The organism is Mesocryomonas fontinalis (genome assembly GCF_055730125.2).
In genome coordinates, this window is record NZ_JBUZWG020000005.1 from 142,709 (window position 1) to 166,083 (window position 23,375).

Consider the following 23,375-nt stretch of genomic DNA (forward strand, 5'->3'; position numbering starts at 1 on the left):
ACCGTTCCCCCATTTCTATACGCTTGGCGGCGGCGGGAAAGCGCCTGCCAGCGGTTTTTCCAATGCGGCGTCGCTTCGCGTCTGCCGCCGGCCTGTACAAGCACCGCGGCTCAGTGCTGTCATGCCGCCCGTCGCCGTTCCCGCGACTCCCGTCCTTCGGAGCCCGAATGCAGAATGATCCCCGCTCGCACGGTCTGTGGGAGCGTACCGCGCCAAAAGCCCCGGAGACGAGAAGCCTTGCTGGCGACCGGACGGCGGACGTCGTCATCGTCGGCGCCGGCTTCACCGGCCTTTCCGCCGCGCTGCACCTCGCCGAAGCCGGGGCGCGCGTCATCGTGTTGGAGGGCGCGGAGATCGGCTTCGGCGGCTCGGGCCGCAATGTCGGCCTCGTCAATGCGGGCCTCTGGGTGATGCCGGACGACGTGCCGAAGGCGCTCGGGACGACGCATGGCGAGCGGATTCTCGACCTTCTCGGCCAAGCACCGCGTCTGGTCTTCGACCTCGTCGCCCAGCACGCCATCGCCTGCGAGCCCGAGACCAACGGCACGCTGCATTGCGGCGTCGGCGAGAAGGGCCGGAGCGAACTTGCCGAGCGGGCACGGCAGTGGCAAGCCCGCGGCGCCGACGTCGAGCTTCTCGACGCGGCCCAGACCGCGTCCGTCGTCGGATCGACAGCCTACTCGTCCGCTCTCCTCGACCGCCGCGCCGGCACGATCCAGCCGCTCGCCTATGTCCGCGGCCTCGCGGCCGCCGCGCTCGCCGCCGGCGCCGAGATCTTCACCGCAAGCCCGGTCGAGGGCTTCGAGGAGAAGGGCACGGGCTGGCAGGTGAAGACGCCCGGCGGGTCGGTATCGGCCGACTGGATCGTCGTCGCGACCAACGCCTATACCAGCGCGCCCTGGCCGGAAATCCGCGCCGAGATCGTGCATCTTCCCTATTTCAACATCGCGACCGTGCCGCTGTCGGACAATCTCAAGCGCTCGATCCTGCCGGGCCGGCAAGGCGCCTGGGATACCAAGGACGTGCTCTCCTCCTTCCGCTTCGACCAGGCGGGGCGGCTCGTCATCGGCAGCGTCGGCGCGCTGCGGGGCAGCGGCACGGCCATCCACCGGCGCTGGGCGAGGCGCAGCCTGCAGCGCCTGTTTCCGCAGATCGGCGACATCGCCTTCGAGGCCGAATGGTACGGCAAGATCGGCATGACCTCCGACTCGCTGCCGCGCTTCCACCGCCTCGCCCGCAACGTCGTCTCCTTCTCCGGCTATAACGGCCGCGGCATCGGACCCGGCACCGCCTTCGGCAAGGTACTGGCCGAGCACATCGGCGGCACGTGCCCAGAAGCGGCGCTGCCGCTGCCGGTGACGCCGGTGGTGCCGCAGCACCTGCGGGCCGCGCGCGAGGCCTATTACGAGGTCGGCTCCCAGATCGCGCACCTCTCCTCCCGCCTCTGAACCTTCTGCCGCTTTCCGGGGCACCTTGCCCAGGGAAGCGGCCGCGCGCGACGCGACATTGCCAGCGACGCGCCAAAGCCCGGCGACAGGCGAACTGGCACGGCAGTTGCTCCTGTGCTCACGAGTTGGCAGCTAGGGTTCCGGCTCTTCCCGCGGGAAGAGCGCTGGTCCGAGAGCTGCCGCTGCGGCGGGAGACATCCGCGCAGCGCACGGCGGGATAAAAACCCGGGAGACCTCACCAGCCCAGCGGACCGGCCCTGCCGAGACGCGAATGCTTGTCAGGGATGCCGATGCCAAGACCCGAGACTGCGCCCCTCCTCCGTTCCGAAATGCCGCCTTTCGCCATGCCCTCTTCCGCCATGCCGCACGGCCTCGCCCCGACGGTCGTCGCGTCATTCGCGGCGCCGACCGTCGCCAGCCCGCCGCCGCACCGTCTCGGCCGGTATGCCGCCTGCGCTCAACTCAGCCAAACGCCAGCCTGAAGGATCGACCGATGGATCTCACGCCGCAGGACCGCGCCGAAATGGACGCGCACCGCCGCCGCTACGACGCGCTGAAGGCGGCCGGAACCGGCGCATCGCCGCAGGCCTTGCCGGCGCCAACGCCCCTTGACGCGGCGCCGATCGATCCGGCGGCGATCACCGCCACCGAGAGCATTCCGGGTGGCTGGTACACGACGTCGGCCTTGAAGCGCGGCGAGACCTTGCGGCTGGTCGACGTCGAGGGCACCGGCGCGGCGGCACTGCTCGCCTGGAACGCCGCCGATCCGTCGGAACGGCTGAACCATGCCGACACGCTGAAGATCCAGTGGACCGCCCGGCTGCAGAAGGGGCGCGTGATCTTCTCCGACATGGGCCGCGTGCTGCTGTCGATCGTCGAGGACACGTCGGGCGCGCACGACGCCCTCGTCGGAGGCTCGAACGCCGCCTCGACCCTTGCGCAGTACGGATCCGGCGCCTTCCGCAACACCCGCGACAACTTCATCCAGGGCGCGCTGAAGCTCGGCCTGTCGCGCCGCGACATCTCGCCTTGCATCAGCTTCTTTTCGCCGGTCTCGGTGGCCGACGAGACGGGGGCCGTTGACTGGAACGGCAGCGCGAAGACTGTCGGGGCGTTCGTCGATCTCCGCGCCGAGATGGATCTCGTCCTCGTCGTCTCGGCAGCGCCGCACCCGCTCGACCCTGCGCTGGGCTATGCCCCCGGCGCGGTCGACCTCGTCCGGTTCCGCGGGCCCGCCGTGGATCCCGCGACCGACCTTTGCCGCACCGCCTCCGCCGAAGCTGCCCGCGGCTTCGAGAACACCACCCGCTACCTCGCCGTCTGAAGGGATCGCCATGACCACGCTTTTCGACGGTTCGCCGGCGCATGCCGCGCCCCTCCCCCGGCTCGACCAGGTCGTTGCCGCCCGCGCCCCCTGGTCGGGGATCGTGCGCCGCGGCGAGACGCTTCGGCTGATCGATACGGAGGGCCAGCAGGCGATCGACACGCTGTTCTACCGCGCCGACGACCATGCCGAGCGCTACAGCGCACAGGACACGATCCGGGCGCAGGGTGCGGCCTATGTCGGCACCGGCACCCGCCTCCTCTCCAACGAGGGCCGGGTGATGCTGACCGTCACCGCCGACAGCTGCGGCCGGCACGACACCTCGGCGGGCGCCTGCTCCTGCGAATCCAACACCGCCCGCTTCGGCCACGAGACGAAGTTCCTGCACGCCTGCCGCGAAAACTTCATCCTCGAAGTCTCGCGCTACGGCATGACCAAGCGCGACGTCGTGCCGAACATCAACTTCTTCATGAACGTGCCGATCTCGCCGGACGGCGACCTCGTCATCGCCGATGGCATTTCCGAGCCGGGCGGCACGGTGGAGATGGTGGCGGCGATGGACGTGCTCTGCGTCATCTCCAACTGCCCGCAGGTCAACAATCCCTGCAACGGCTTCCGCCCGACGCCGATCCGGGTGCAAATCCTGCCGGCGCCGGGGCTCTGAGCATGTTTAGAAAGGTCCTCATCGCCAACCGCGGCGAGATCGTCGGCCGCGTCGCGCGCACGTTGCGGAAGATGGGCATCGCCTCGGTCGCCGTCGCCTCCGAAGCCGACCGCTTCCACCGCGCGGTGCTGGAGGCCGACGAGCACGTCGTGATCGGCCCGGCACCGGCGGCGGAGAGCTATCTCGTCACCGAGCGCATCCTCGACGCCTGCCGGCGGACCGGCGCCGACGCCGTGCATCCCGGCTACGGCTTCCTGTCCGAGAATGCCGGCTTCGCCCGGGCACTCGCCGCCGAGGGCATCGCCTTCATCGGCCCGCGGCCGGAGCATCTCGAGGCCTTCGGCCTGAAGCACACAGCGCGCGCTCTGGCGGAAGCCTCCGGCGTGCCGCTGCTGCCGGGATCGGGCCTTCTAGGCGATGTCGCGGCGGCCTTTGCGGCGGCCGAACGCATCGGCTTTCCCGTGATGCTGAAATCCACCGCCGGCGGCGGCGGCATCGGCATGCAGCTCTGCTTCGATGCGGCCGAACTCGCCGCGAAGTTCGCGGTCGTCCAGCGGATGGCGCGGCAGAGCTTTGGCGATGCCCGCGTCTATCTCGAACGCTACGTCGCCGAAGCCCGGCACATCGAGGTGCAGATCTTCGGCAATGGCCGCGGCGCGGTGATGGCGCTCGGCGAGCGCGACTGCTCGCTGCAGCGCCGGCACCAGAAGGTGGTGGAGGAGACGCCGGCGCCCGGCATTTCCGATGCGGTGCGCCAGGCGCTGGCGGACGCTGCCGTGGCGCTCGGCCAAAGCGTCTCCTACGAGTCCGCCGGCACGGTCGAGTTCGTCTACGACGTCTCGCGCGGCGACTTCGCCTTTCTCGAGGTGAACACGCGGCTGCAGGTGGAGCACCCCGTCACCGAGGCGGTGACCGGCATCGACCTCGTCGAATGGATGATCCGCCAGGCCGCCGGCGAGGACATGCTGGCCGAACGAACGCCGGTGGTGCCGAAAGGTGCCGCGATCGAGGTGCGGGTCTACGCCGAGAGCGCGCTGCAGGGGTTCCGCCCCAGCGCCGGCCGGCTGACCGAGGTTACCTTCCCCGCGATGCCCGGCGTGCGGGTCGACGGCTGGATCGAGGCGGGCAGCGACGTCACGCCGTTCTACGACCCGATGCTGGCGAAACTCATCGCCAGCGGGCCCGACCGCGCCGGCGCGCTGGCGACGCTCCGGGCCGCGCTCGCGGCGACGGCGATCTCGGGCATCGAGACCAATCTCGGCTATCTCCGCGCCATCGCTGCCAGTCCGATGTTTGCAGAAGGGGCCGTCGCGACCTCGGTGCTCGGCCAGTTCCCCTACCGGCCGGCCGCGGCCGAGGTGATCCTGCCGGGCGCCCAGTCGAGCCTGCAGGAACTGCCGGGCCGCCTCGGCCTCTGGCACGTCGGCGTGCCGCCGAGCGGCCCGATGGACGCCGTCGCCCTCCGTCTCGCCAACCGCATCGTCGGCAATCACCAGGATGCCACGGCGCTGGAGATGACCGTCTCCGGCCCGACGCTGAAATTCCACGCCGATGCGGTGATCGCGCTGGCGGGGGCGGCCATGCCGGCCGATGTCGGTGGACGCGTCGTCCCGTACAGCGAGCCGGTGTCGATCGCGGCCGGCGAGACGCTGACGCTCGGTGCCATCGCCGGTCCCGGCCAGCGGACCTATCTCGCGGTCCGCGGTGCCTTCGACGCGCCAGAGGTCTTCGGCTCCCGGGCCACTTTCGCGCTCGGCGGCTTCGGCGGCCATGCCACGGGGACGCTGACGCCCGGCGACATCCTGGCTTTCGGCAGCACGAAGCCGGTCGCCGAGCCGGCGCCGCTCGACCTACCGCCGCTGACTGACGCCTGGGATCTCGCGGTCGTCACCGGACCGCACGGCGCGCCCGACTTCTTTACCGACGGGGACATCGACACCCTTTTCACCGAGCCCTACGAGGTACATTTCAACAGCGCCCGCACCGGCGTCCGGCTGATCGGCCCCAAGCCCGAATGGGCGCGCGCAGATGGCGGCGAGGCGGGGCTCCATCCCTCGAACCTCCACGACAACGCCTATGCCATCGGCGCGATCGACTTCACCGGCGACACGCCGATCATCCTAGGCCCCGACGGTCCGAGCCTCGGCGGCTTCGTCTGCCCGGCGGTGGTCGCGGCCGAGGACCTCTGGAAGATCGGCCAGCTGAAACCCGGCGACAGCGTCCGCTTCCGCCCGGTCGCCCGGCCGGACGATCCGATCGCGGGGCCGACGATCGTCACCCGCAAGGATGTCGGCTCGCCGATCCTCGCGCGCGCGGAAGACGTCGTCTATCGCCGGCAAGGCGACGCCAACCTTCTCGTCGAATACGGCGCCATGTCGCTCGACATCGGGCTGCGGCTGCGGGCGCACGGGCTGATGCAGGCCTTGCAGCAAATGCGCCTGCCCGGCGTCGTCGACCTGACGCCCGGCATCCGCTCGCTGCAGGTCCACTACGATCCCGCAACGCTGTCACGCGCAAAACTTCTCGGCGCGCTGGCGGAAATCGAAGAGGGCCTGCCCTCGGTCGAGGACGTCGTGGTGCCCAGCCGCATCGTGCACCTGCCGCTGTCGTGGAACGACCCAGAGATCCAGCTGGCAGCCCGAAAGTACCAGGAACTGGTTCGACCGAACGCGCCCTGGTGCCCCGACAACATCGAGTTCATCCGCCGCATCAACGGCCTCGACGACGAGGCCGCGGTGAAGCGCACGATCTTCGACGCCAGCTATCTCGTGATGGGGCTCGGCGACGTCTATCTCGGCGCACCGGTGGCGACGCCGCTCGACCCGCGGCACCGGCTGGTGACGACGAAGTACAATCCCGCGCGGACCTGGACACCGGAGAACGCGGTCGGTATCGGCGGCGCCTACATGTGCATCTACGGGATGGAGGGACCCGGCGGCTACCAGCTGTTCGGGCGGACCATCCAGATGTGGAACAGCTGGCGCCGCACGCCCGACTTCGAGAACCCCTGGCTGCTGCGCTTCTTCGACCAGATCCGCTTCCACCCGGTCGACGGGGCCGAGCTGGCGGAAGCGCGCGCTGCCTTTCCGCACGGCGCCTATCCCATCCGCATCGAGGAGACGGCCTTCCGCTACGGGGACCATCTCGCCATGCTGGCGGCGAACGATCCAGCGATCCGCGCCACCAAGTCGCGCCAGCAGGAGGCCTTCGACGCCGAGCGGCAGCGGTGGAAGGACAGCGGCATCGACGACTTCGCCGAACCCGCCGAGACCATCGATGCCGACGGCGCCGCCCTCCCCGCCGGCTGTGTCGCACTGACGACGCACGTCCCCGGCAGCGTCTGGAAGCTCACCGCCGAGCCCGGCGCGATGGTCGAGATCGGCGATACCATCGCGATTCTCGAATCGATGAAGATGGAGATCGCCATTCCGGCGCTCGCGCGCGGCCGGCTGGTCGACTACCGCGTCAAACCCGGCCGCCAGCTCCGGGCCGGCGACGTTCTCGCCGTCGTCGAAACGGTGCCGTGACGGGGCAGAAAGTCAGCCGCGGCCACTCGCCGTTGCTCGGTTGTCCCCCGTGAGGAGATCGACAGGGCCGGCGCGATCTAAAAGAACCTCGGCTGCCCAGCTGGACGATGCAGGGAGAGGAAGCGATGATCCATTTCTTATTCACGGCCGGGCACGTCAGCCTGATCGTCGTTTCGATCCTGTCGCGCCCACGGGCCACCGCAACGCTGGCCGCCAGCCCGCCGCGTTACGCCAAGGCCTGACCGCATTACCGGCATGAAAAAAGGCGACCCTCGCGGGCCGCCTTCTTGAAACGTCTTGCTCGACGAGTCGGGCAACGCTGGCGATCAGCTGTCGAGGAACGAGCGCAGCTTGCGCGACCGGCTCGGGTGCTTCAGCTTGCGCAGTGCCTTGGCCTCGATCTGGCGGATGCGCTCGCGCGTCACAGAGAATTGCTGGCCGACTTCTTCCAGCGTGTGATCGGTGTTCATGCCGATGCCGAAGCGCATGCGCAGCACGCGCTCCTCGCGCGGCGTCAGCGACGCGAGCACCCGCGTCGTGGTCTCGCGGAGGTTCGCCTGGATCGCCGCATCGATCGGCAGGATCGCGTTCTTGTCCTCGATGAAGTCGCCGAGATGGCTGTCTTCCTCATCGCCGACCGGGGTCTCGAGCGAGATCGGCTCCTTGGCGATCTTCAGGACCTTGCGGACCTTCTCCAGCGGCATCGCCAGCTTCTCGGCCAACTCTTCCGGGGTCGGCTCGCGGCCGATCTCGTGCAGCATCTGGCGCGAGGTCCGAACGATCTTGTTGATCGTCTCGATCATGTGCACGGGAATACGAATCGTGCGAGCCTGATCGGCGATCGAGCGGGTAATCGCCTGGCGGATCCACCACGTCGCATAGGTCGAGAACTTGTAGCCGCGGCGATACTCGAACTTGTCGACGGCCTTCATCAGGCCGATATTGCCTTCCTGAATGAGATCCAGGAACTGCAGGCCGCGGTTGGTGTATTTCTTGGCGATCGAGATGACGAGACGCAGGTTCGCCTCGACCATTTCCTTCTTCGCTTGACGGGCCTCGCGCTCGCCTTTCTGCACCATGTGGACGATGCGGCGGAATTCCGTGATCTCGAGGCCGGTCTCGGTCGCGAGATTCTGGATGTCCTGCCGAAGGGTCTTGATCGAGTCCTTCTCGCTCTGGACGAACTTCAGCCAGCCCTTGCCGGCAAGGTTGGCGATGTGCCGCGTCCAGTTCGGGTCGAGCTCCGAGCCCTGATAGCTCTTCAGAAACTCCTCGCGCTTCACGCCATAGCTCTCGGCGAGGCGCAGCAACTTGCCTTCGTTGCCGACCAGCCGCTTGTTGATGTCATAGAGCTGGGCGACCAGGGCATCGATGCGGTTCTGGTTGAGCGACAGGCTCTTGACCGCCGTTATCAGCTCTTCCTTGAGCTTCTTGTAGCTGCGCTCCTGAGAGGGCGACAGCGTGCCGGTCGCGGCCAGCCGGTTCTCGACCTGCTGGTCCTGCAGCTTGCGCAGGCGCTTGTAGCTGTCGGCGATGACGTCGAAGGTCTCGATGACCTGCGGCCGGATCTCGGCCTCCATCGCAGCGAGCGACAGCGAGTTCTCGAACTCGTCGTCGTCATCGTCGTCATCGTCGCCGCGCGGAGCGCCCGGCACCGGAAGGGCTTCCGGCGCGGCTTCCGCCTCTGGCACGGCCACGACCGGCAGCTTGGCTTCGGGGCCGGCATAGGTCGCCTCGAGGTCGATGACCTCGCGCAACATGATGTTGCCCTCGTTCAGCTCGTCGCGCCAGATGATGATGGCCTGGAAGGTCAGCGGGCTCTCGCAGAGCCCGGCGATCATCGTCTCGCGGCCGGCCTCGATGCGCTTGGCGATCGCAATTTCGCCCTCGCGCGACAGGAGCTCGACCGAGCCCATCTCGCGCAGGTACATGCGAACCGGATCGTCGGTACGATCGGTCGCCTCTTTCTTGGTGGTAGTCGCGACGGCGGAAGGACCGGCCTCGGCGACTTCCGTCGAGCCCTCTTCCTTCTCTTCCTTCTCCTCGGCGTCGTCGCTCTCTTCTTCCTCGACGACGTTGATGCCCATGTCGTTCAACATAGCCATCGTGTCCTCGATCTGCTCCGAGGTCACGTCGTCGGCCGTCAGCACCGAGTTGAGCTTGTCCATCGTCACAAAGCCGCGCTTCTTGGCGGCCTTGATCATCTTTTTGACGGCATCATCGGAAAGGTCGAGCAGAGGGCCGTCCGGCGTCTCCGGACGCTCTTCGACGACCGCTTCGCTTTCTTTGACCTTAGTTGCCATGCGTCTTCTCTCCAGTTCGCGCGCCGTGCCCGCAAAGGTCGCTCCGGATCGCACGACTGCGCTCCCGTACCTTGCCTTAGGCGCCGACCGTAAACGTTCGCTTAACCCTACCGACAAGCATCCCTCGAAAGTCTCGGGAAAACCTGCTCACGCCTTGGTTAGAAGGCGCGTCTTCCAATCATTTCAAGCTCGAACGATGTAAAACCGTTACAAACCAGTCGTCTCGACAGGCAGCTGGGCTGGAAATCCGGCATTTCAATGCCGACCCGCCTGCAGAACCACAGATTTTTCCCTGGTATGACAGGCCCCATAGCGGTTTTCGAATCAGATTGCGATTCTTTAGTAGGCCTTCGTCGCTCGACCCGACAAAATGCCGAAACCGTCGATCAGAGCCTCCGTACCGCTGAGGGTGTCAATTTCCCGCTTCACCTCGACGACGTGGGCGTAGGCCGTCTCCGACGGCTGACGTCCCAATGCTTCTTCGGCGCTGCGGAGTTCTTTATTTAGGGAGCGGAAGCGGTGATGCAAGTGAAGCGCTTGGCGCACCGCCTCGCGCGCATCCTCGGGCGCCGCCGTCTCCAGCACGGTCCACAGGCGGAGCTCGCGCAGCCGCTGCTGGTAAGCCTCGTAGATCGTCCCGACGCCCTTGGCCGGCAAATGCGCAAGCAGCTCCTCGCGCGAGGTCGGATGGTGCTCGGCATAGATGTCGAGCACGGCCGAGCGTAGATGGGCGAGATCGCCCGCCGGCAGTTCCAGATCCGCGAAGTAGTCGAAGGCCTCGTGGAACAGGAGCGGATGGTTGACGAAGCCGATGACGATGGTGACCTCGCGCAGCGCCGCATCCTGCAGCCCGGCGCGCTTCATCAGGCTGGAGCGGGTCAGCCTGTCGGAGACCACCGACCGGCGCATGCCGCCACCGGGCTTGCCCGGCCCGTTGTCGCCGCCTTGCCGCTGCCCCTTGGAGAACCGCTCGCCGCCATTCCCGCCGCCTTGCCCCTTGCCCGAAGATCCGCGCCCGGACCCGAAGAAGCTGCGCAGCCGGTCCTCGACGTCCTGCAGGTAATGCCGCCGCACGCTCTCGTCGCCGACGACCCGGGCCAGCGCCTTCAGCCGATGCTCGAGGTCGGCGCGCCGCTCGGGCGTATCGAAGCTGCCGCCCGCGGTCTCGCGCATCCAGAGGAGATCGGCGAGTGGTCGGGCCGCCGCCAGCACCTCGCGGAACGCCTCGGGCCCGTTCTCGCGCACGAGATCGTCGGGGTCCTTGCCGTCCGGCAGCAGCGCGAAGCGCAGCGAGCGGCCGGGCTTCAGCAGCGGCAGCGCCAGCTCGGCGGCACGGTGGGCGGCCTTGATGCCGGCCGCATCGCCGTCGAAGCAGAGGATCGGCTCGGCGGCGTTGCGCCAGAGCAGCTCCAGCTGGCGATCGGTCAGCGCCGTGCCGAGCGGCGCCACGACGTTCTCGAACCCCGCCTGGTGGAGCGCGATGGTGTCCATGTAGCCCTCGACGACGACCAGCGTGCCGGCGGATTTTACTGCGCGGCGGGCGCGGGCTATGTTGAACAGCGTCGCGCCCTTGTGGAAGACGTCGGTCTCCGGGGAGTTGAGGTACTTCGCCGAGATCTCGGACGACAGCGCCCGGCCGCCGAAGGCGATGATCCGCTCCTGCGCGTCGGCTATCGGAAACATTACCCGGTCGCGGAACCGGTCGTAGGAGACGGCGATGCCCTCGCCGTGCACCACCATGCCGGACGCCTCTACCTCCGCCTTGCCGACGCCGCGCCCGGAAAGAAACTCCTTCAGACGGTTGCGGCTGTCGGGCGCGTAGCCGAGGCCGAACAGCTTCTGCGTCGCCGGGTTGAGGCCGCGATCGCGGAGATAGGCGCGCGCCTTGGCGCCGTCCGCTTCCTGCAGCACGCCGGCGAAGAACTCGGCCGAAAGCTTCAGCGCATCGAGAATGGTCGCGCGCTGCTCGTCGCGCTTTTCCGCTGCGGCATCCCTTTCGGGCAGCGCCAACCCGGCCTCGCCGGCCATTCGCTCGACCGCCTCGGGAAACGACATTCCCTCGGCTTCGACGAGGAAGCGGAAATGGTCGCCCGAGACGCCGCAGCCGAAGCAGTGGTAGCGGCCCTTCTGGTCCTCGCAGTGGAACGACGGCGACTTCTCGCTGTGGAACGGGCAGCAGGCCCAGAAATCTCCTTTGCCGGGCTGCGACTTTTTACGGTCCCAGGTGACGCGCCGGCCGATCACGTCGGAGATCGGCACCCGGTCGCGGATATCGTCGAGGAAGCTCGGGGAGAAGCGCATGGGTCTTTCGGAAGCTTGTGAGGCGCAGCCATACCACGCCGACCGTCAAGATGTGGTGTCTGCCGGGGGTTGTCACCGCGATTCACAGGCGGCAGCGCGGCAAAAGCATGGCGCTTCCTGCGCGCCGGCGGCAAGAAGGTAGGGCCCTCACCCCGTTCGGATCCGCCATGCTCGCAGCCCTTACCGCCATCTTCGTCTGCCAGCTTGCCGGGGAGATGATCACTGTCGGGCTCGGCCTGCCGTTGCCCGGGCCGGTCATCGGGATGGCGCTGCTCTTCCTCTGCCTGCTGGTGAGGGGCTCGGTTCCGACGGAGATCGGCAAGGTCGGCGACGGGCTGCTGCAACATCTGTCGCTGCTGTTCGTGCCGGCCGGGGCCGGGATCATGATGCATGTCGGCCGGCTCGAGGAGAACGCGCTTGGGCTGGGGGCAGCGCTCATCCTGTCGACGCTGGCGACGATCCTCGTGACCGCGCTCGTGATGCGGGCGATGACCGGGGGACGCCGCGATGCCGACTGAAACGCTGCGCGACGTCTGGGTCTACCTCGCGGCCTCGCCGCTGCTCTCCCTGACCTTGACGCTGGTGCTCTACCAGCTCGCCTTCGCCGTCTACCGGCGGTCGGGCTTCGTCGCGCTGCTGAACCCGGTGCTCTTGACCGTGGTCATGGTCGTCGCGCTGCTGGAGGCGACCGGGATGCCCTACCAGACCTACTTCCAGGGCGCCCAGTTCATCCATTTCCTGCTCGGGCCGGCGACGGTCGCGCTGGCGATCCCGCTCTACCGGCAGTTCGAGCGCGTCCGGCAAAATGCGCTCGCCGTGGTCGCCAGCCTGCTGACGGGATCGCTCACCGCCATGGTCACCGCCGTCGGCATCGGCTGGGCTTTCGGCGTCGACCGGATCAGCCTGATCGCGCTGGCGCCGAAGTCGGTCACCGCCCCGGTCGCCATGGGCATTGCCGAAAAGCTCGGCGGCGTGCCCTCGCTCACCGCCGTCTTCGTCATCGCCACCGGCATCCTCGGCGCCTCGCTCGGGCCGGCCGCGCTGGATCTCGCCGGCATCCGCAGCCCGATCGCCCGCGGCTTTGCCATGGGCACCGCCTCGCACGGAATCGGCACCGCCCGCGCCTTGCAGGAAAGCGAGATCGCCGGCGCATTCTCGGGGCTCGCAATGGGGCTCAACGCCCTTGCCACCGCCATCCTGCTGCCGGTGCTCTGGTCGCTGCTGTTCTGACCGGCGTCAGCTCAGCAGCCGCTTGACCACGCCGTTGGCCTTGCCGAAATCCATCTGCCCGGCATGGCGCTCCTTCAGCGCGGTCATCACCTTGCCCATGTCCTTCATGCCGGCGGCGCCGATGTCGGCGATGACCGCGGCGATCGCCGCCTCGGTGTCGCCCTCGGCCATCTGCTGCGGCATGAAATCGGCGATGATGGCGATCTCCTCGCGCTCCTTGGCGGCAAGTTCGGGACGCGCATTGTCCTCGTAGATCTTCGCCGATTCCTCGCGCTGCTTTGTCATCTTGCCCAGAATCTGGACGATCTCGTCCTCGCTCGCCGCGTCGCGGCCCGAGCCGCGGTTGGCGATGTCCTTGTCCTTGATCGCCGCGTTGACGAGGCGCAGCGTGCCGGTGCGGGTCTTGTCCCCGGCCTTCATCGCATCCTTGAGGGCATTGGTGATCGTGTCGCGCATCGGGGGCTCCTTCGCTCTGTTCTTATAGGTTTTGCTGCTTGCCCGGGGCCACGCCGGCTGGCGTCGGCGGATACAGGGAGCGCGGCCGAAAAGACCCGGCGCACCGCTGCTGCATCGATCCGGGATCGTGTCCGCGATGTAGAGGGACGGGGAAACCCGCGCAAGAGACTTGCAGTTCGCACGGGGAAGGTTGATATCCCGCAGGATGCACATTTTTCCTGCGCCCGACCGCGCGTGCCCGCCTGGCTTTCCCGCCCCGGCAGGGACGCCTTTCCTGGCAGGACTATACACCGAGAGGGCACCGCGATGACCGAAGGCTGGACGAAACGCAAACCGACCGCGCTGCTGGTCCTCGCCGACGGCACCGTGATCGAGGGCGACGGCCTCGGGGCGATCGGCGCGACCGAGGGCGAGGTCTGCTTCAACACGGCGCTCACCGGCTACCAGGAGATCCTGACCGACCCCTCCTATGCCAAGCAGATCGTCACCTTCACCTTCCCGCACATCGGCAATGTCGGCGCGAACGACGAGGACACCGAGGACATGGTGCCGGCGAACGCGCACGGCGCCGTCGGCTGCATCCTGCGCGCCGAGGTCTCCGAGCCCTCGAACTATCGGTCGGCCGGTCACCTCGATGCCTGGCTGAAGAAGCGCGGCGTCATCGCGCTGTCGGGCATCGACACCCGCGCCCTCACCGCCCACATCCGCGACAACGGCATGCCGAACGCGGTGATCGCCCACGATCCCGACGGCAATTTCGACGTCGAGGCGCTGAAGGCGCGGGCGAAGGCCTGGTCGGGCCTCGTCGGTCTCGACCTCGCCAAGGACGTCGCCACCGGCCAGTCGGTGGTCTGGGAGGAGAAGCCGTGGGAGTGGAACGTCGGCTACGCCAGCGAGGCGGAACCGCGCTACACCGTCGTCGCCATCGACTACGGCACCAAGCGCAACATCCTGCGCCTGATGACCGGACGGGGCGCCCGCGTCATCCTGATGCCGCCGACGGCGACGGTCGAAGAAGTCATGGCGCACAAGCCGGACGGCGTCTTCCTGTCCAACGGCCCGGGTGATCCGGCGGCGACCGGCGTCTACGCGGTGCCGACGATCCAGGGGCTGATCGACACCGGCGTGCCGATGTTCGGGATCTGCCTCGGCCACCAGATGCTGGCGCTGGCGCTCGGTGGCCAGACCTCCAAGATGCACCAGGGCCACCACGGCGCTAACCATCCGGTGAAGGACTTCACCACCGGCAAGGTCGAGATCGTGTCGATGAACCACGGCTTCGCAGTCGAGTCCGGCTCGCTGCCGGATACGGTGGAAGAAACCCATATCTCACTGTTCGACCAGTCGAACTGCGGCCTCAAGGTCAAGGGCGCGCCGGTGTTCTCGGTGCAGCATCACCCGGAGGCCTCGCCCGGCCCGCAGGACTCGCACTACCTGTTCAACCGGTTCTTCGAGCTGATCGACGCGCACAAGGCGGCCTGACAGCAGCCCGCACCGCTGAAAACGACGAAGGCGCCCGGGTCACTCCGGGCGCCTTCAGTCTTTCATGAACCTCATCTATGCAACCTCAGAAGCCGGCGGACGAACAGCCGCAGATGGCAATAGAAGGTGGCATGGCGGTGGAGATCGTCGCGGTCGCGATCGCCGCCATAGGCGCTTCGGGCGAGGATGATGTCGACAAGCATGGACATTGCCTTTCTCTAAACGGAGAGATGCGCCGGGCCCGGGAGCAGGCGGTCGGCGGTCGGCTTCATGCGGAGTATGCGAAGAGGCAGTGGTGACCATAATGTGCACTTCGTGCGTCATGTCAATGGACACAAAGGCGCACTTCGTGCATATATAGCGGAGATCGCTGAACTGGGGCTTGTCGCCCCGTCCGGCATCTGGAAAGGCCTGCGGCAACGCCCCTCGGCTGCGCCGCGCCATGGCAGGACAACAGGGCTGGGAGCTCAGATGCAAGCGGAAGATTTTCGGGGCTGGCGCAAGGCGCTCGGCTGGAAACAGAAGGACGCCGCCGAGAAACTCGGCCTGAAGAAGCGCGTCATCCAGTACTACGAAAAGGGCGATCGGGACGGCAAGCCCGTCGAGATCCCGAAGACGGTCGAGCTCGCCTGCCTCGCCGTGACGCTCGGCTACACCTCCTACGACGGCCAGATGGCCGAGACGATTTCCCCGCCTGAGCCGATCGAACCGGCCGAAGCACCGGCGGACGAGCCGGTCGCGGCCGCGGATGCCGTCTCCAAGAAGGACGCTCCGGAGAAAGCGGCGAAGCCGCGGGCGAAGGCCAGGGCCACGGCGACAAAGCCTGCAGCCAAGGGCTGAGCCCGGCGCGGGCAAACCGCGGATCATCGGCCGGCATCGACAAGGGCGCTTGGCAGGCGGCGCCTCGGCACGCCGGCTGTCATTCTGCCCTTTCGCTTCCGCTGTCTTTTGCCTATAAGCCGGCCTTAGCCTGAAGAATCTTCCAAGCCCCCGAGCGGTCGCGTTTTGCGCGACCGTATTTTCGCGCGGAAACTGGACGCCGAGGAAAGACCCGCCATGCCGAAACGGACAGACATTCGCTCCATCCTGATCATCGGCGCGGGGCCCATCATCATCGGTCAGGCCTGCGAGTTCGACTATTCCGGCACCCAGGCCTGTAAGGCGCTGAAGGAAGAGGGTTACCGGATCATCCTGGTCAACTCCAACCCGGCGACGATCATGACCGATCCCGATCTCGCCGACGCGACCTATATCGAGCCGATCACGCCGGAAGTCGTCGCCAAGATCATCGCCAAGGAGCGCCCGGACGCGCTGCTGCCGACGATGGGCGGCCAGACCGCGCTGAACACGGCGCTGTCGCTCCGCCGCATGGGCGTCCTCGAGAAGTACAATGTCGAGATGATCGGCGCCGACGCCGACGCGATCGACATGGCCGAGGACCGCGCGCTGTTCCGCGAGGCGATGAAGCGCATCAACCTCGAGACGCCGAAGTCGCTGCTCGCCAACGCCACCGAGGCGAAGAGCGCCGACAAGAAGGCGCACGAGGACAAGAAGGCCGCCGTCCTCGCCGGCACGACCGACGAGGACGAGCGCAGCGCGATCCTTGCCAAGCTCGAAGCCGAGTGGATCGCCGGCGAAGGCGACCGCAAGCAGCGCTACATGGGCCGCGCGCTCGCCGCCGCGGCGACGGCGCTCGAGGAGGTCGGCCTCCCCGCCATCATTCGCCCGTCCTTCACCATGGGCGGCACCGGCGGCGGCATCGCCTACAACCGCAACGAATTCTTCGAAATCGTCGAGGGTGGCCTCGACGCCTCGCCGACGACCGAAGTGCTGATCGAGGAAAGCGTCCTCGGCTGGAAGGAATACGAGATGGAAGTCGTCCGCGACAAGGCGGACAACTGCATCATCGTCTGCTCGATCGAGAACATCGACCCGATGGGCGTCCACACCGGCGACAGCATCACCGTCGCGCCCGCCCTCACCTTGACCGACAAGGAATACCAGGTGATGCGCAACGCCTCGATCGCGGTGCTGCGCGAGATCGGCGTCGAGACCGGCGGCTCCAACGTCCAGTTCGCGGTAAACCCGGCGGACGGACGCCTCGTCGTCATCGAGATGAACCCGCGCGTGTCGCGCTCCTCGGCGCTGGCCTCCAAGGCCACCGGCTTTCCGATCGCCAAGATCGCCGCCAAGCTCGCCGTCGGCTATACCCTGGACGAACTCGACAACGACATCACCGGCGGCGCGACGCCTGCCTCGTTCGAGCCGTCGATCGACTACGTCGTCACCAAGATCCCGCGCTTCGCCTTCGAGAAGTTCCCGGGCGCCGAGCCGCTGCTGACCACCGCCATGAAGTCGGTCGGCGAGGTCATGGCGATCGGCCGAACCTTCGAGGAGTCGCTGCAGAAGGCATTGCGCGGCCTAGAGACCGGCCTCACCGGCCTCGACGAGATCAAGATCCCCGGCATCGGCGAGGGCGACGACAAGAACGCCATCCGCGCCGCGCTCGGCACGCCGACGCCCGACCGCCTGCTGATGGTCGCCCAGGCGCTGCGCATGGGCACGTCCGAGGAGCAGGTGCACCAGTCCTGCAAGATCGACCCCTGGTTCATCGCCCGCATCAAGTCGCTGATCGACCTGGAAGCCAAGGTGCGCGAGCACGGCCTGCCGGACGATGCCGAGAACTTCCGCTTCTTGAAGTCGGTCGGCTTCTCCGACGCCCGCCTCGCCACGCTGATCGGCAAGGAAGAAGAGGACGTCTACGCCCAGCGCGCCAAGCTCGACGTGCACCCGGTGTTCAAGCGCATCGATACCTGCGCCGCCGAGTTCGCCTCGCCGACGCCCTACATGTACTCGACCTATGAACGCCCGTTCGCCGGAGCGCTCCGCTCCGAGGCCGACGTCTCCGACGCAAAGAAGGTCGTGATCCTCGGCGGCGGTCCCAACCGCATCGGCCAGGGCATCGAGTTCGACTATTGCTGCTGCCACGCCGCCTTCGCGCTGAAGGATGCGGGCTATGAAGCCATCATGATCAACTGCAACCCGGAGACCGTGTCGACCGACTACGACACCTCCGACCGGCTCTACTTCGAGCCGCTGACCGGCGAGGACGTGCTGGAGATTCTGCGCCTCGAGCAGAGCCGCGGCACGCTGCACGGCGTCATCGTGCAGCTTGGCGGCCAGACCCCGCTGAAGCTCGCCGAGAGCCTGGAGAAGGCCGGCATCCCGATCCTCGGCACCTCGCCCGACGCGATCGATCTTGCCGAAGACCGCGACCGCTTCCAGCATTTCCTCAACGACCTGAAGCTGCGCCAGCCGAACAACGGCATCGCCCGCTCGGTTGACGAGGCCCGCGTCATCGTCGAGCGCGTCGGCTACCCCGTCGTCATCCGCCCGTCCTACGTGCTCGGCGGCCGCGCGATGGAGATCGTGCGCAACGGCCCGCAGTTCGAGCGCTACATCACCGAGGCGGTGGTGGTCTCCGGCAAGTCGCCGGTGCTGATCGACAGCTATCTCTCGGACGCGATCGAGGTCGACGTCGACTGCCTCAGCGACGGCACCACGACCTTCGTCGCTGGCATCCTGGAGCACATCGAAGAGGCCGGCATCCACTCCGGCGACAGCGCCTGCTCTCTGCCGGTGCATTCGCTCTCCGACGAGATCGTCGACGAGCTGGAACGCCAGACCCGCGAGATGGCGATCGGCTTGAAGGTCGTCGGCCTGATGAACGTTCAGTTTGCGATCAAGGGCGACGAGATCTACGTGCTCGAGGTCAACCCGCGGGCCTCGCGCACCGTGCCCTTCGTCGCCAAGACCATCGGCTCGCCGATCGCCAAGATCGCCTCGCGCATCATGGCCGGCGAGAGCCTCGACGACGCCTTCGCGGCCTATGGCGGCAAGCCGAACTGGCGGACGCTGAAGCACATCGCGGTCAAGGAGGCGGTATTCCCCTTCGCCCGCTTCCCCGGCGTCGACACGCTGCTCGGACCGGAAATGCGCTCGACCGGCGAGGTCATGGGCCTCGACACCAGCTTCGCGGTGGCCTTCGCCAAGTCGCAGCTCGGCTCCTCGATCGACTTGCCGACCGCCGGCACCGTGTTCATCTCGGTGCGTGACGGCGACAAGGAACGGGCGCTGGCGCCGATCCGCAAGCTCTTCGGGCTCGGCTTCCGCATCGTCGCGACCGGGGGCACGCAGCGCTACCTGGTCGAGCAAGGCATCGCGGCCGAGAAGATCAACAAGGTGCTCGAAGGCCGTCCGCACATCGAGGACGCCATCCGGAACCGCCAGGTGCAGCTGGTCTTCAACACCACGGAAGGCGCAAAGGCGCTTTCGGATTCGCGTTCGCTGCGCCGCGCCGCGCTGATCCACAAGGTGCCCTACTACACCACGCTCGCCGGCATGATCGCAGCCTCCGAGGCGATCGAGGCCTTGAAGGCGGGAAGTCTGGAAGTGCGGGCCCTGCAGTCGTACTTCGCGACCGCCTGAACCGGACTGGCGTTTCCCGGCTGTCGGAAAGCTTCCAGCCGGAAGGCCTTGGCGTGGCGGCCGACTGGCATACTTGTCCGTCTATAGAACGGGATGTTTGACAGGCGGCTGGGTCCGCCCCATCATTCCCCGGTGTGGCTGCAAGGCCGCCAATCGCGATTTGCCGCTGGTTCCGGTCGGGTTTCCGCCCGGGACCGGTTTGTTTTGTGCGCCGGGCTTCGTCCGGTCGATCGAAAAGTGATCACCGGCCCGACGGCCGGCGGTTTGAAAGGGTGAGGGCATGGAAAAGGTCCCGATGACGAGTGCAGGCTTCGAGACGCTCAAGGAAGAGCTGCGTCGCCGCCAGCAGGAGGAACGTCCGCGGATCATCGCGGCGATTTCGGAAGCCCGCGCGCACGGCGACCTTTCGGAGAATGCCGAGTATCACGCGGCCAAGGAGTCGCAGAGCCTGAACGAGGGCCGCATCTCCGAGCTCGAGGACTTCACCGCGCGCGCCGAGGTGATCGACGTCGCCAAGCTGTCGGGCGAGAAGATCAAGTTCGGCGCGACGGTCAAGCTGATCGACGAGGATACCGAGGAAGAGAAGATCTACCAGATCGTTGGCGATCAGGAGGCCGACGTGAAGCAAGGTCGCATCTCGATTTCCTCGCCGATTGCCCGCGCCCTGATCGGCAAGGGCGAAGGCGACACGGTCGAGGTAGCGGCGCCCGGTGGCGCGCGCTCCTACGAGATCATCGAGCTGCGCTGGGGCCAGCGCTAAGGCGCTGGTCTCCCCTTCCCGGGAGATCGCCCGGGTCGGACGAGATGGTTTGATGAAGATCCGCGACGTCGAGGTGATTGCCCCGAACTTCAAGCGCCGCCTGTCCGGCGTCACCTCGACGATCATCCAGCTGGTGCCATTGCAACGCCGTTCGATCGGCATTGCGACGCTCGGCCCCGGCCTGCCGGATCACCTGCCGAAGCTGCGCTGGCCGCAGCTGTTCGGGCTCTGGTCGAAGCCGGCCCGGCGGCCGTTCCGCATCTGGCACGCCCGCAGAAACACCGAGATGCTGGGCGGCCTCGTGTTGCGCGATCTCCTGCGGATGCGTCTGAAGCTCGTCTTCACCTCCGCTGCGCAGCGTCGTCATACGGCGTGGACCCGCTTCCTGATCCGCCGCATGGACGCGATCATCGCCACCAGCGGCCGCAGCGCGGCGTTTCTCGAGCGGCCCGCAACGGTCATCCTGCACGGCATCGACCTCGACGCCTTCTCGCCGGTTCCACGCGGGACGCCCTCTCCCGCCCTCGAGACGCTCGACGGCCGGCTGGTCGTCGGCTGTTCCGGCCGGATCCGGCACCAGAAGGGCACCGACATCTTCGTCGCCGCGATGATCGCGCTGCTGCCGCGGCACCCCGAATGGACGGCGGTCGTCACGGGACGAACGACGGCCGAACACGTGGACTTCGAGAAAGAATTGCGCGCGGCGGTCACCAAGGCAGGACTTGTCGATCGTATTCTCTTCGTCGGCGAGGTCGATGACATCGCCGCCTGGTTCCAGCGCTTCGATCTCTATGTCGCACCGCCCCGCAACGAGGGCTTCGGGCTGACCCCGCTGGAAGCGATGGCGGCGGGCACGCCCGTCGTTGCCTCGGACGCCGGCGCGTTTCGTGAGCTGATCGTCGAGGGCGTCACGGGCAGCGTGGTTCCAATTGACAATGTCGGCGCGATGGCCGCTGCGATCGAGCCGTATCTTGCCGAGGGCGCCCTGCGTGACGCAGCGGGCCTTGCTGCCCTTGCCCATGTACGCGCCAAGTTTCCGCTGTCGCGCGAGGCGGCGGAGATCGGGGCCGTCTACGATCGGCTTTGGTCTGCCGGCAGCTGAAACTCGGCCTCGACGATGTCGACCAGACGGTAGCGATAGCCTAGCGCCCGCCGGGCATGCTCCCCCATCAGCCGGACCTGGGTCGCGGCCCGGCGAAGATGGAACGGCAGGTTCGCCCGCGTCACCGGCAGCCGCCCGCGCGGCACCTGGATCGACGTCGCCGTCGGGATCGGCACGGGAAGGCCGCGCTGCGCCAGGAGATGCACCTGCATCGCCAGCGCCGGCTCGATCTGGAAGGAGGCGAGCACTTTCAGGCCATGCAGAAAAGCATCGACCGGGGCAGCGCCGCGCTCCGCCCGGAGCAACAGCTTGCGTGCACCCTCGGGCCAGAGCAGGTAGGCGGCCGAGCCGGACTTGTCGCGGGAGACCCCGAGCAGGGACAGGCCATCGCGGAGTTTCCGCCGCTCGCGGTTGAGAAATCGCCGCCGCTCGAAATTCTCGAGGTTGAGGAGATCGACGCCGGCAAGGCCCGCAACCTGGTCGAGAAGGCTCGGCAGCCGCGGCGACAGCATCACGTCGTCCTCGAGCACCAGCACAGGGTCCGCGCCATCCGCGATCTCGCACCACAGCGCCTGGTGCGACAGGAAGCAGCCGAGCTCTGGCTTGGTCAGCGGGCGCTCCCAGGAGCGGCCGATCCTTGCCGCCGTGGCATCGGTGATGTCGGCGGCCTCGACCGCCGCCATCCGCTCGAGCCGCAACCCCAGCCGCTCGCCCTGGCGTTCCATGAACTGGCGCCGCTCGGCCGCGCGCCCGAGATTGATGAAGGCGCTCCGCACCGGCGACCGCATACCGGCAACGTCGCCAGCCGGCAGAAGCTCGGCTTCCCCTGGCGAAAGCGGCGGCGGACTGTGGCTCGGCATGGGGCCCCATTCAGGCAGGATCAGGATCGGTCGCCTCGGCGATCGCCCTCCTCTAGCCGGGATGGCGGGGGAGCGAAACCCTTCCCGCCTTCAGTCTGGCGGTCAACATCCGGCGATCGACCGGCCGCGGGAGAACCGTCTCCTCCACCGCTTCTGCCGGCTGTCGTGTTGTCAGCCCCCCTGCCCCCGGCTATGGAAGACGCCAGCCTTGAATGCCCGCGGCCGCGCGGCCATCTGAGGGTGTCCCGCCTCTCCTTGTCCGAGTTGCAGATGACCGAGCGCCACGCCCCCGTCCTGATCATCGGTTCCGGCCCTGCCGGCTACACCGCGGCGATCTACGCCGCGCGGGCGATGATGAAGCCCCTGCTGGTGGCCGGCCTGCAGGAGGGCGGCCAGCTGACCATCACGACCGACGTCGAGAACTATCCGGGCTTCGCCGATCCGATCCAGGGCCCCTGGCTGATGGAGCAGATGAAGGCGCAGGCCCTGCACGTCGGCACCGAGTTCGCCAGCGACCTCATCGTCGAGGTCGACCTCGATCGCCGGCCGTTCCGGCTGCGCGGCGACAGCGGCACGGTCTACACCTGCGATTCCCTGATCATCGCGACCGGCGCCCAGGCCAAGTGGCTGGGCCTTGAGTCCGAGCAGCATTTCCAGGGTTTTGGCGTTTCGGCCTGCGCGACCTGCGACGGGTTCTTCTACCGCGGCAAGGATGTCGTCGTCGTCGGCGGCGGCAATACGGCGGTCGAGGAGGCACTCTACCTGTCGCACATCGCCAGCTCGGTTACCGTCGTCCACCGCCGCGACAGTTTCCGGGCCGAACGCATCCTGCGCGAGCGACTTGCCGCCAAGGACAATGTCAGCGTAATCTGGAACGCCGAGGTCGACGAGATCCTTGGCACGACCAAGCCGATGAAGTCCGTCACCGGCATCCGGCTGCGCGACCGGATTTCCGGCGCCCTGACCGAGAAGCCGACGCACGGCGTGTTCGTTGCCATCGGCCACGCCCCGGCGGTCGAACTGTTCACCGGCAAGCTGCGGCAGAAGGACTCGGGCTATCTCTGGGTCGAGCCCGGCACGACGCAGACCTCGGTCCCCGGCGTGTTCGCCGCGGGTGATGTCGCCGACGACGTATTCCGCCAGGCGGTGACGGCCGCCGGTCTTGGCTGCATGGCCGCGCTGGAGGCCGAGAAGTGGCTTGCCGCCGCGGCGATGGACGAGGAACGGCAGGCGGCTGAATAGCTCGGCATCGCCGCGCCACGCCATTCAGTAGCCAGACATTAATCCTTGCTATCGAAATCAAGCTTCGCTCCTGCGGCGGTTTGCTATATCGGCCGTTGGAGCGCCCTGAAGCGGGGCACCGCACCGTAATTCCGCCTCACCTTCCTCCGATGCAATGGCGCGTCTGCGGATAGCCGAACCGGCTGAGC

Annotated in this window: 17 protein-coding genes and 1 riboswitch; of the genes, 12 read left to right on the top strand and 5 right to left on the bottom strand. The window is 67.5% G+C overall.

Features of this window, described 5'->3' with window-relative positions:
* Positions 1 to 167: 167 nt before the first annotated feature.
* From ACZL02_RS13890 to uca, 4 genes are all read left to right on the top strand, one after another.
* On the top strand, positions 168 to 1,448 hold the full coding sequence (locus ACZL02_RS13890; RefSeq protein WP_472936899.1) for an NAD(P)/FAD-dependent oxidoreductase: 1,281 nt from the start codon (positions 168 to 170) through the stop codon (positions 1,446 to 1,448).
* A gap of 121 nt (positions 1,449 to 1,569) precedes the next feature.
* A riboswitch (guanidine-I (ykkC/yxkD leader) is annotated at positions 1,570 to 1,682 on the top strand.
* A 259-nt stretch (positions 1,683 to 1,941) separates the two neighbouring features.
* Positions 1,942 to 2,772 carry an urea amidolyase associated protein UAAP1 gene (locus tag ACZL02_RS13895; protein WP_472936898.1) on the top strand — a complete coding sequence of 277 codons (831 nt, stop codon included), beginning with the start codon at positions 1,942 to 1,944 and terminating at the stop codon, positions 2,770 to 2,772.
* Positions 2,773 to 2,782: 10 nt separating this feature from the next.
* On the top strand, positions 2,783 to 3,436 hold the full coding sequence (locus ACZL02_RS13900; RefSeq protein ID WP_472936897.1) for an urea amidolyase associated protein UAAP2: 654 nt from the start codon (positions 2,783 to 2,785) through the stop codon (positions 3,434 to 3,436).
* Between the two features lie 2 nt (positions 3,437 to 3,438).
* The gene (uca, locus tag ACZL02_RS13905; protein ID WP_472936896.1) at positions 3,439 to 6,963 is read left to right on the top strand and encodes an urea carboxylase; all 3,525 of its coding nucleotides are present in this window, start codon (positions 3,439 to 3,441) and stop codon (positions 6,961 to 6,963) included.
* Positions 6,964 to 7,289: 326 nt separating this feature from the next.
* Here the strand turns inward: uca and rpoD are convergent, their stop codons facing one another.
* Complete coding sequence (rpoD, locus tag ACZL02_RS13910; protein ID WP_472936895.1) at positions 7,290 to 9,266, bottom strand: RNA polymerase sigma factor RpoD; 1,977 nt, start codon at positions 9,264 to 9,266, stop codon at positions 7,290 to 7,292.
* Between the two features lie 339 nt (positions 9,267 to 9,605).
* Positions 9,606 to 11,567 (bottom strand): DNA primase, encoded by a 1,962-nt coding sequence (dnaG, locus tag ACZL02_RS13915; protein ID WP_472936894.1) that lies wholly within the window; start codon positions 11,565 to 11,567, stop codon positions 9,606 to 9,608.
* A gap of 167 nt (positions 11,568 to 11,734) precedes the next feature.
* Here dnaG and ACZL02_RS13920 point away from each other — a divergent pair, with 167 nt between their 5' ends.
* Positions 11,735 to 12,085 carry a CidA/LrgA family protein gene (locus ACZL02_RS13920; RefSeq protein ID WP_472936893.1) on the top strand — a complete coding sequence of 117 codons (351 nt, stop codon included), beginning with the start codon at positions 11,735 to 11,737 and terminating at the stop codon, positions 12,083 to 12,085.
* Positions 12,075 to 12,797 carry an LrgB family protein gene (locus tag ACZL02_RS13925; RefSeq protein WP_472936892.1) on the top strand — a complete coding sequence of 241 codons (723 nt, stop codon included), beginning with the start codon at positions 12,075 to 12,077 and terminating at the stop codon, positions 12,795 to 12,797. The genes ACZL02_RS13920 and ACZL02_RS13925 overlap by 11 nt, the downstream gene beginning before the upstream one ends.
* A gap of 6 nt (positions 12,798 to 12,803) precedes the next feature.
* Here the strand turns inward: ACZL02_RS13925 and ACZL02_RS13930 are convergent, their stop codons facing one another.
* A complete protein-coding gene (locus ACZL02_RS13930) occupies positions 12,804 to 13,253 on the bottom strand; it encodes a GatB/YqeY domain-containing protein (RefSeq protein WP_472932916.1) in 450 nt (149 codons plus the stop codon).
* A gap of 306 nt (positions 13,254 to 13,559) precedes the next feature.
* On the opposite strand from ACZL02_RS13930, the gene carA reads away from it, so the two are divergent.
* Positions 13,560 to 14,735 (top strand): glutamine-hydrolyzing carbamoyl-phosphate synthase small subunit, encoded by a 1,176-nt coding sequence (gene carA / locus ACZL02_RS13935; protein WP_472936891.1) that lies wholly within the window; start codon positions 13,560 to 13,562, stop codon positions 14,733 to 14,735.
* Between the two features lie 71 nt (positions 14,736 to 14,806).
* On the opposite strand, the gene ACZL02_RS13940 is transcribed toward carA, so the two are convergent.
* Positions 14,807 to 14,944 carry a hypothetical protein gene (locus ACZL02_RS13940; RefSeq protein WP_472936890.1) on the bottom strand — a complete coding sequence of 46 codons (138 nt, stop codon included), beginning with the start codon at positions 14,942 to 14,944 and terminating at the stop codon, positions 14,807 to 14,809.
* 262 nt (positions 14,945 to 15,206) lie between these two features.
* On the opposite strand from ACZL02_RS13940, the gene ACZL02_RS13945 reads away from it, so the two are divergent.
* From ACZL02_RS13945 to ACZL02_RS13960, 4 genes are all read left to right on the top strand, one after another.
* The gene (locus ACZL02_RS13945) at positions 15,207 to 15,575 is read left to right on the top strand and encodes a helix-turn-helix transcriptional regulator (protein ID WP_472936889.1); all 369 of its coding nucleotides are present in this window, start codon (positions 15,207 to 15,209) and stop codon (positions 15,573 to 15,575) included.
* Positions 15,576 to 15,791: 216 nt separating this feature from the next.
* Positions 15,792 to 19,223 carry a carbamoyl-phosphate synthase large subunit gene (carB, locus tag ACZL02_RS13950; RefSeq protein WP_472936888.1) on the top strand — a complete coding sequence of 1,144 codons (3,432 nt, stop codon included), beginning with the start codon at positions 15,792 to 15,794 and terminating at the stop codon, positions 19,221 to 19,223.
* Between the two features lie 280 nt (positions 19,224 to 19,503).
* On the top strand, positions 19,504 to 19,983 hold the full coding sequence (gene greA / locus ACZL02_RS13955; RefSeq protein ID WP_472932926.1) for a transcription elongation factor GreA: 480 nt from the start codon (positions 19,504 to 19,506) through the stop codon (positions 19,981 to 19,983).
* 49 nt (positions 19,984 to 20,032) lie between these two features.
* On the top strand, positions 20,033 to 21,085 hold the full coding sequence (locus ACZL02_RS13960) for a glycosyltransferase family 4 protein (RefSeq protein WP_472936887.1): 1,053 nt from the start codon (positions 20,033 to 20,035) through the stop codon (positions 21,083 to 21,085).
* Here ACZL02_RS13960 and ACZL02_RS13965 read toward each other — a convergent pair.
* Entirely contained in the window at positions 21,055 to 21,945 is an 891-nt protein-coding gene (locus ACZL02_RS13965; RefSeq protein ID WP_472936886.1) for a glycosyltransferase family 25 protein, read from the bottom strand. The genes ACZL02_RS13960 and ACZL02_RS13965 overlap by 31 nt on opposite strands.
* 270 nt (positions 21,946 to 22,215) lie before the next feature.
* On the opposite strand from ACZL02_RS13965, the gene trxB reads away from it, so the two are divergent.
* Positions 22,216 to 23,187, top strand: a complete 972-nt coding sequence (gene trxB, locus ACZL02_RS13970; RefSeq protein ID WP_472936885.1) for a thioredoxin-disulfide reductase — start codon at positions 22,216 to 22,218, stop codon at positions 23,185 to 23,187.
* Positions 23,188 to 23,375: the final 188 nt, after the last annotated feature.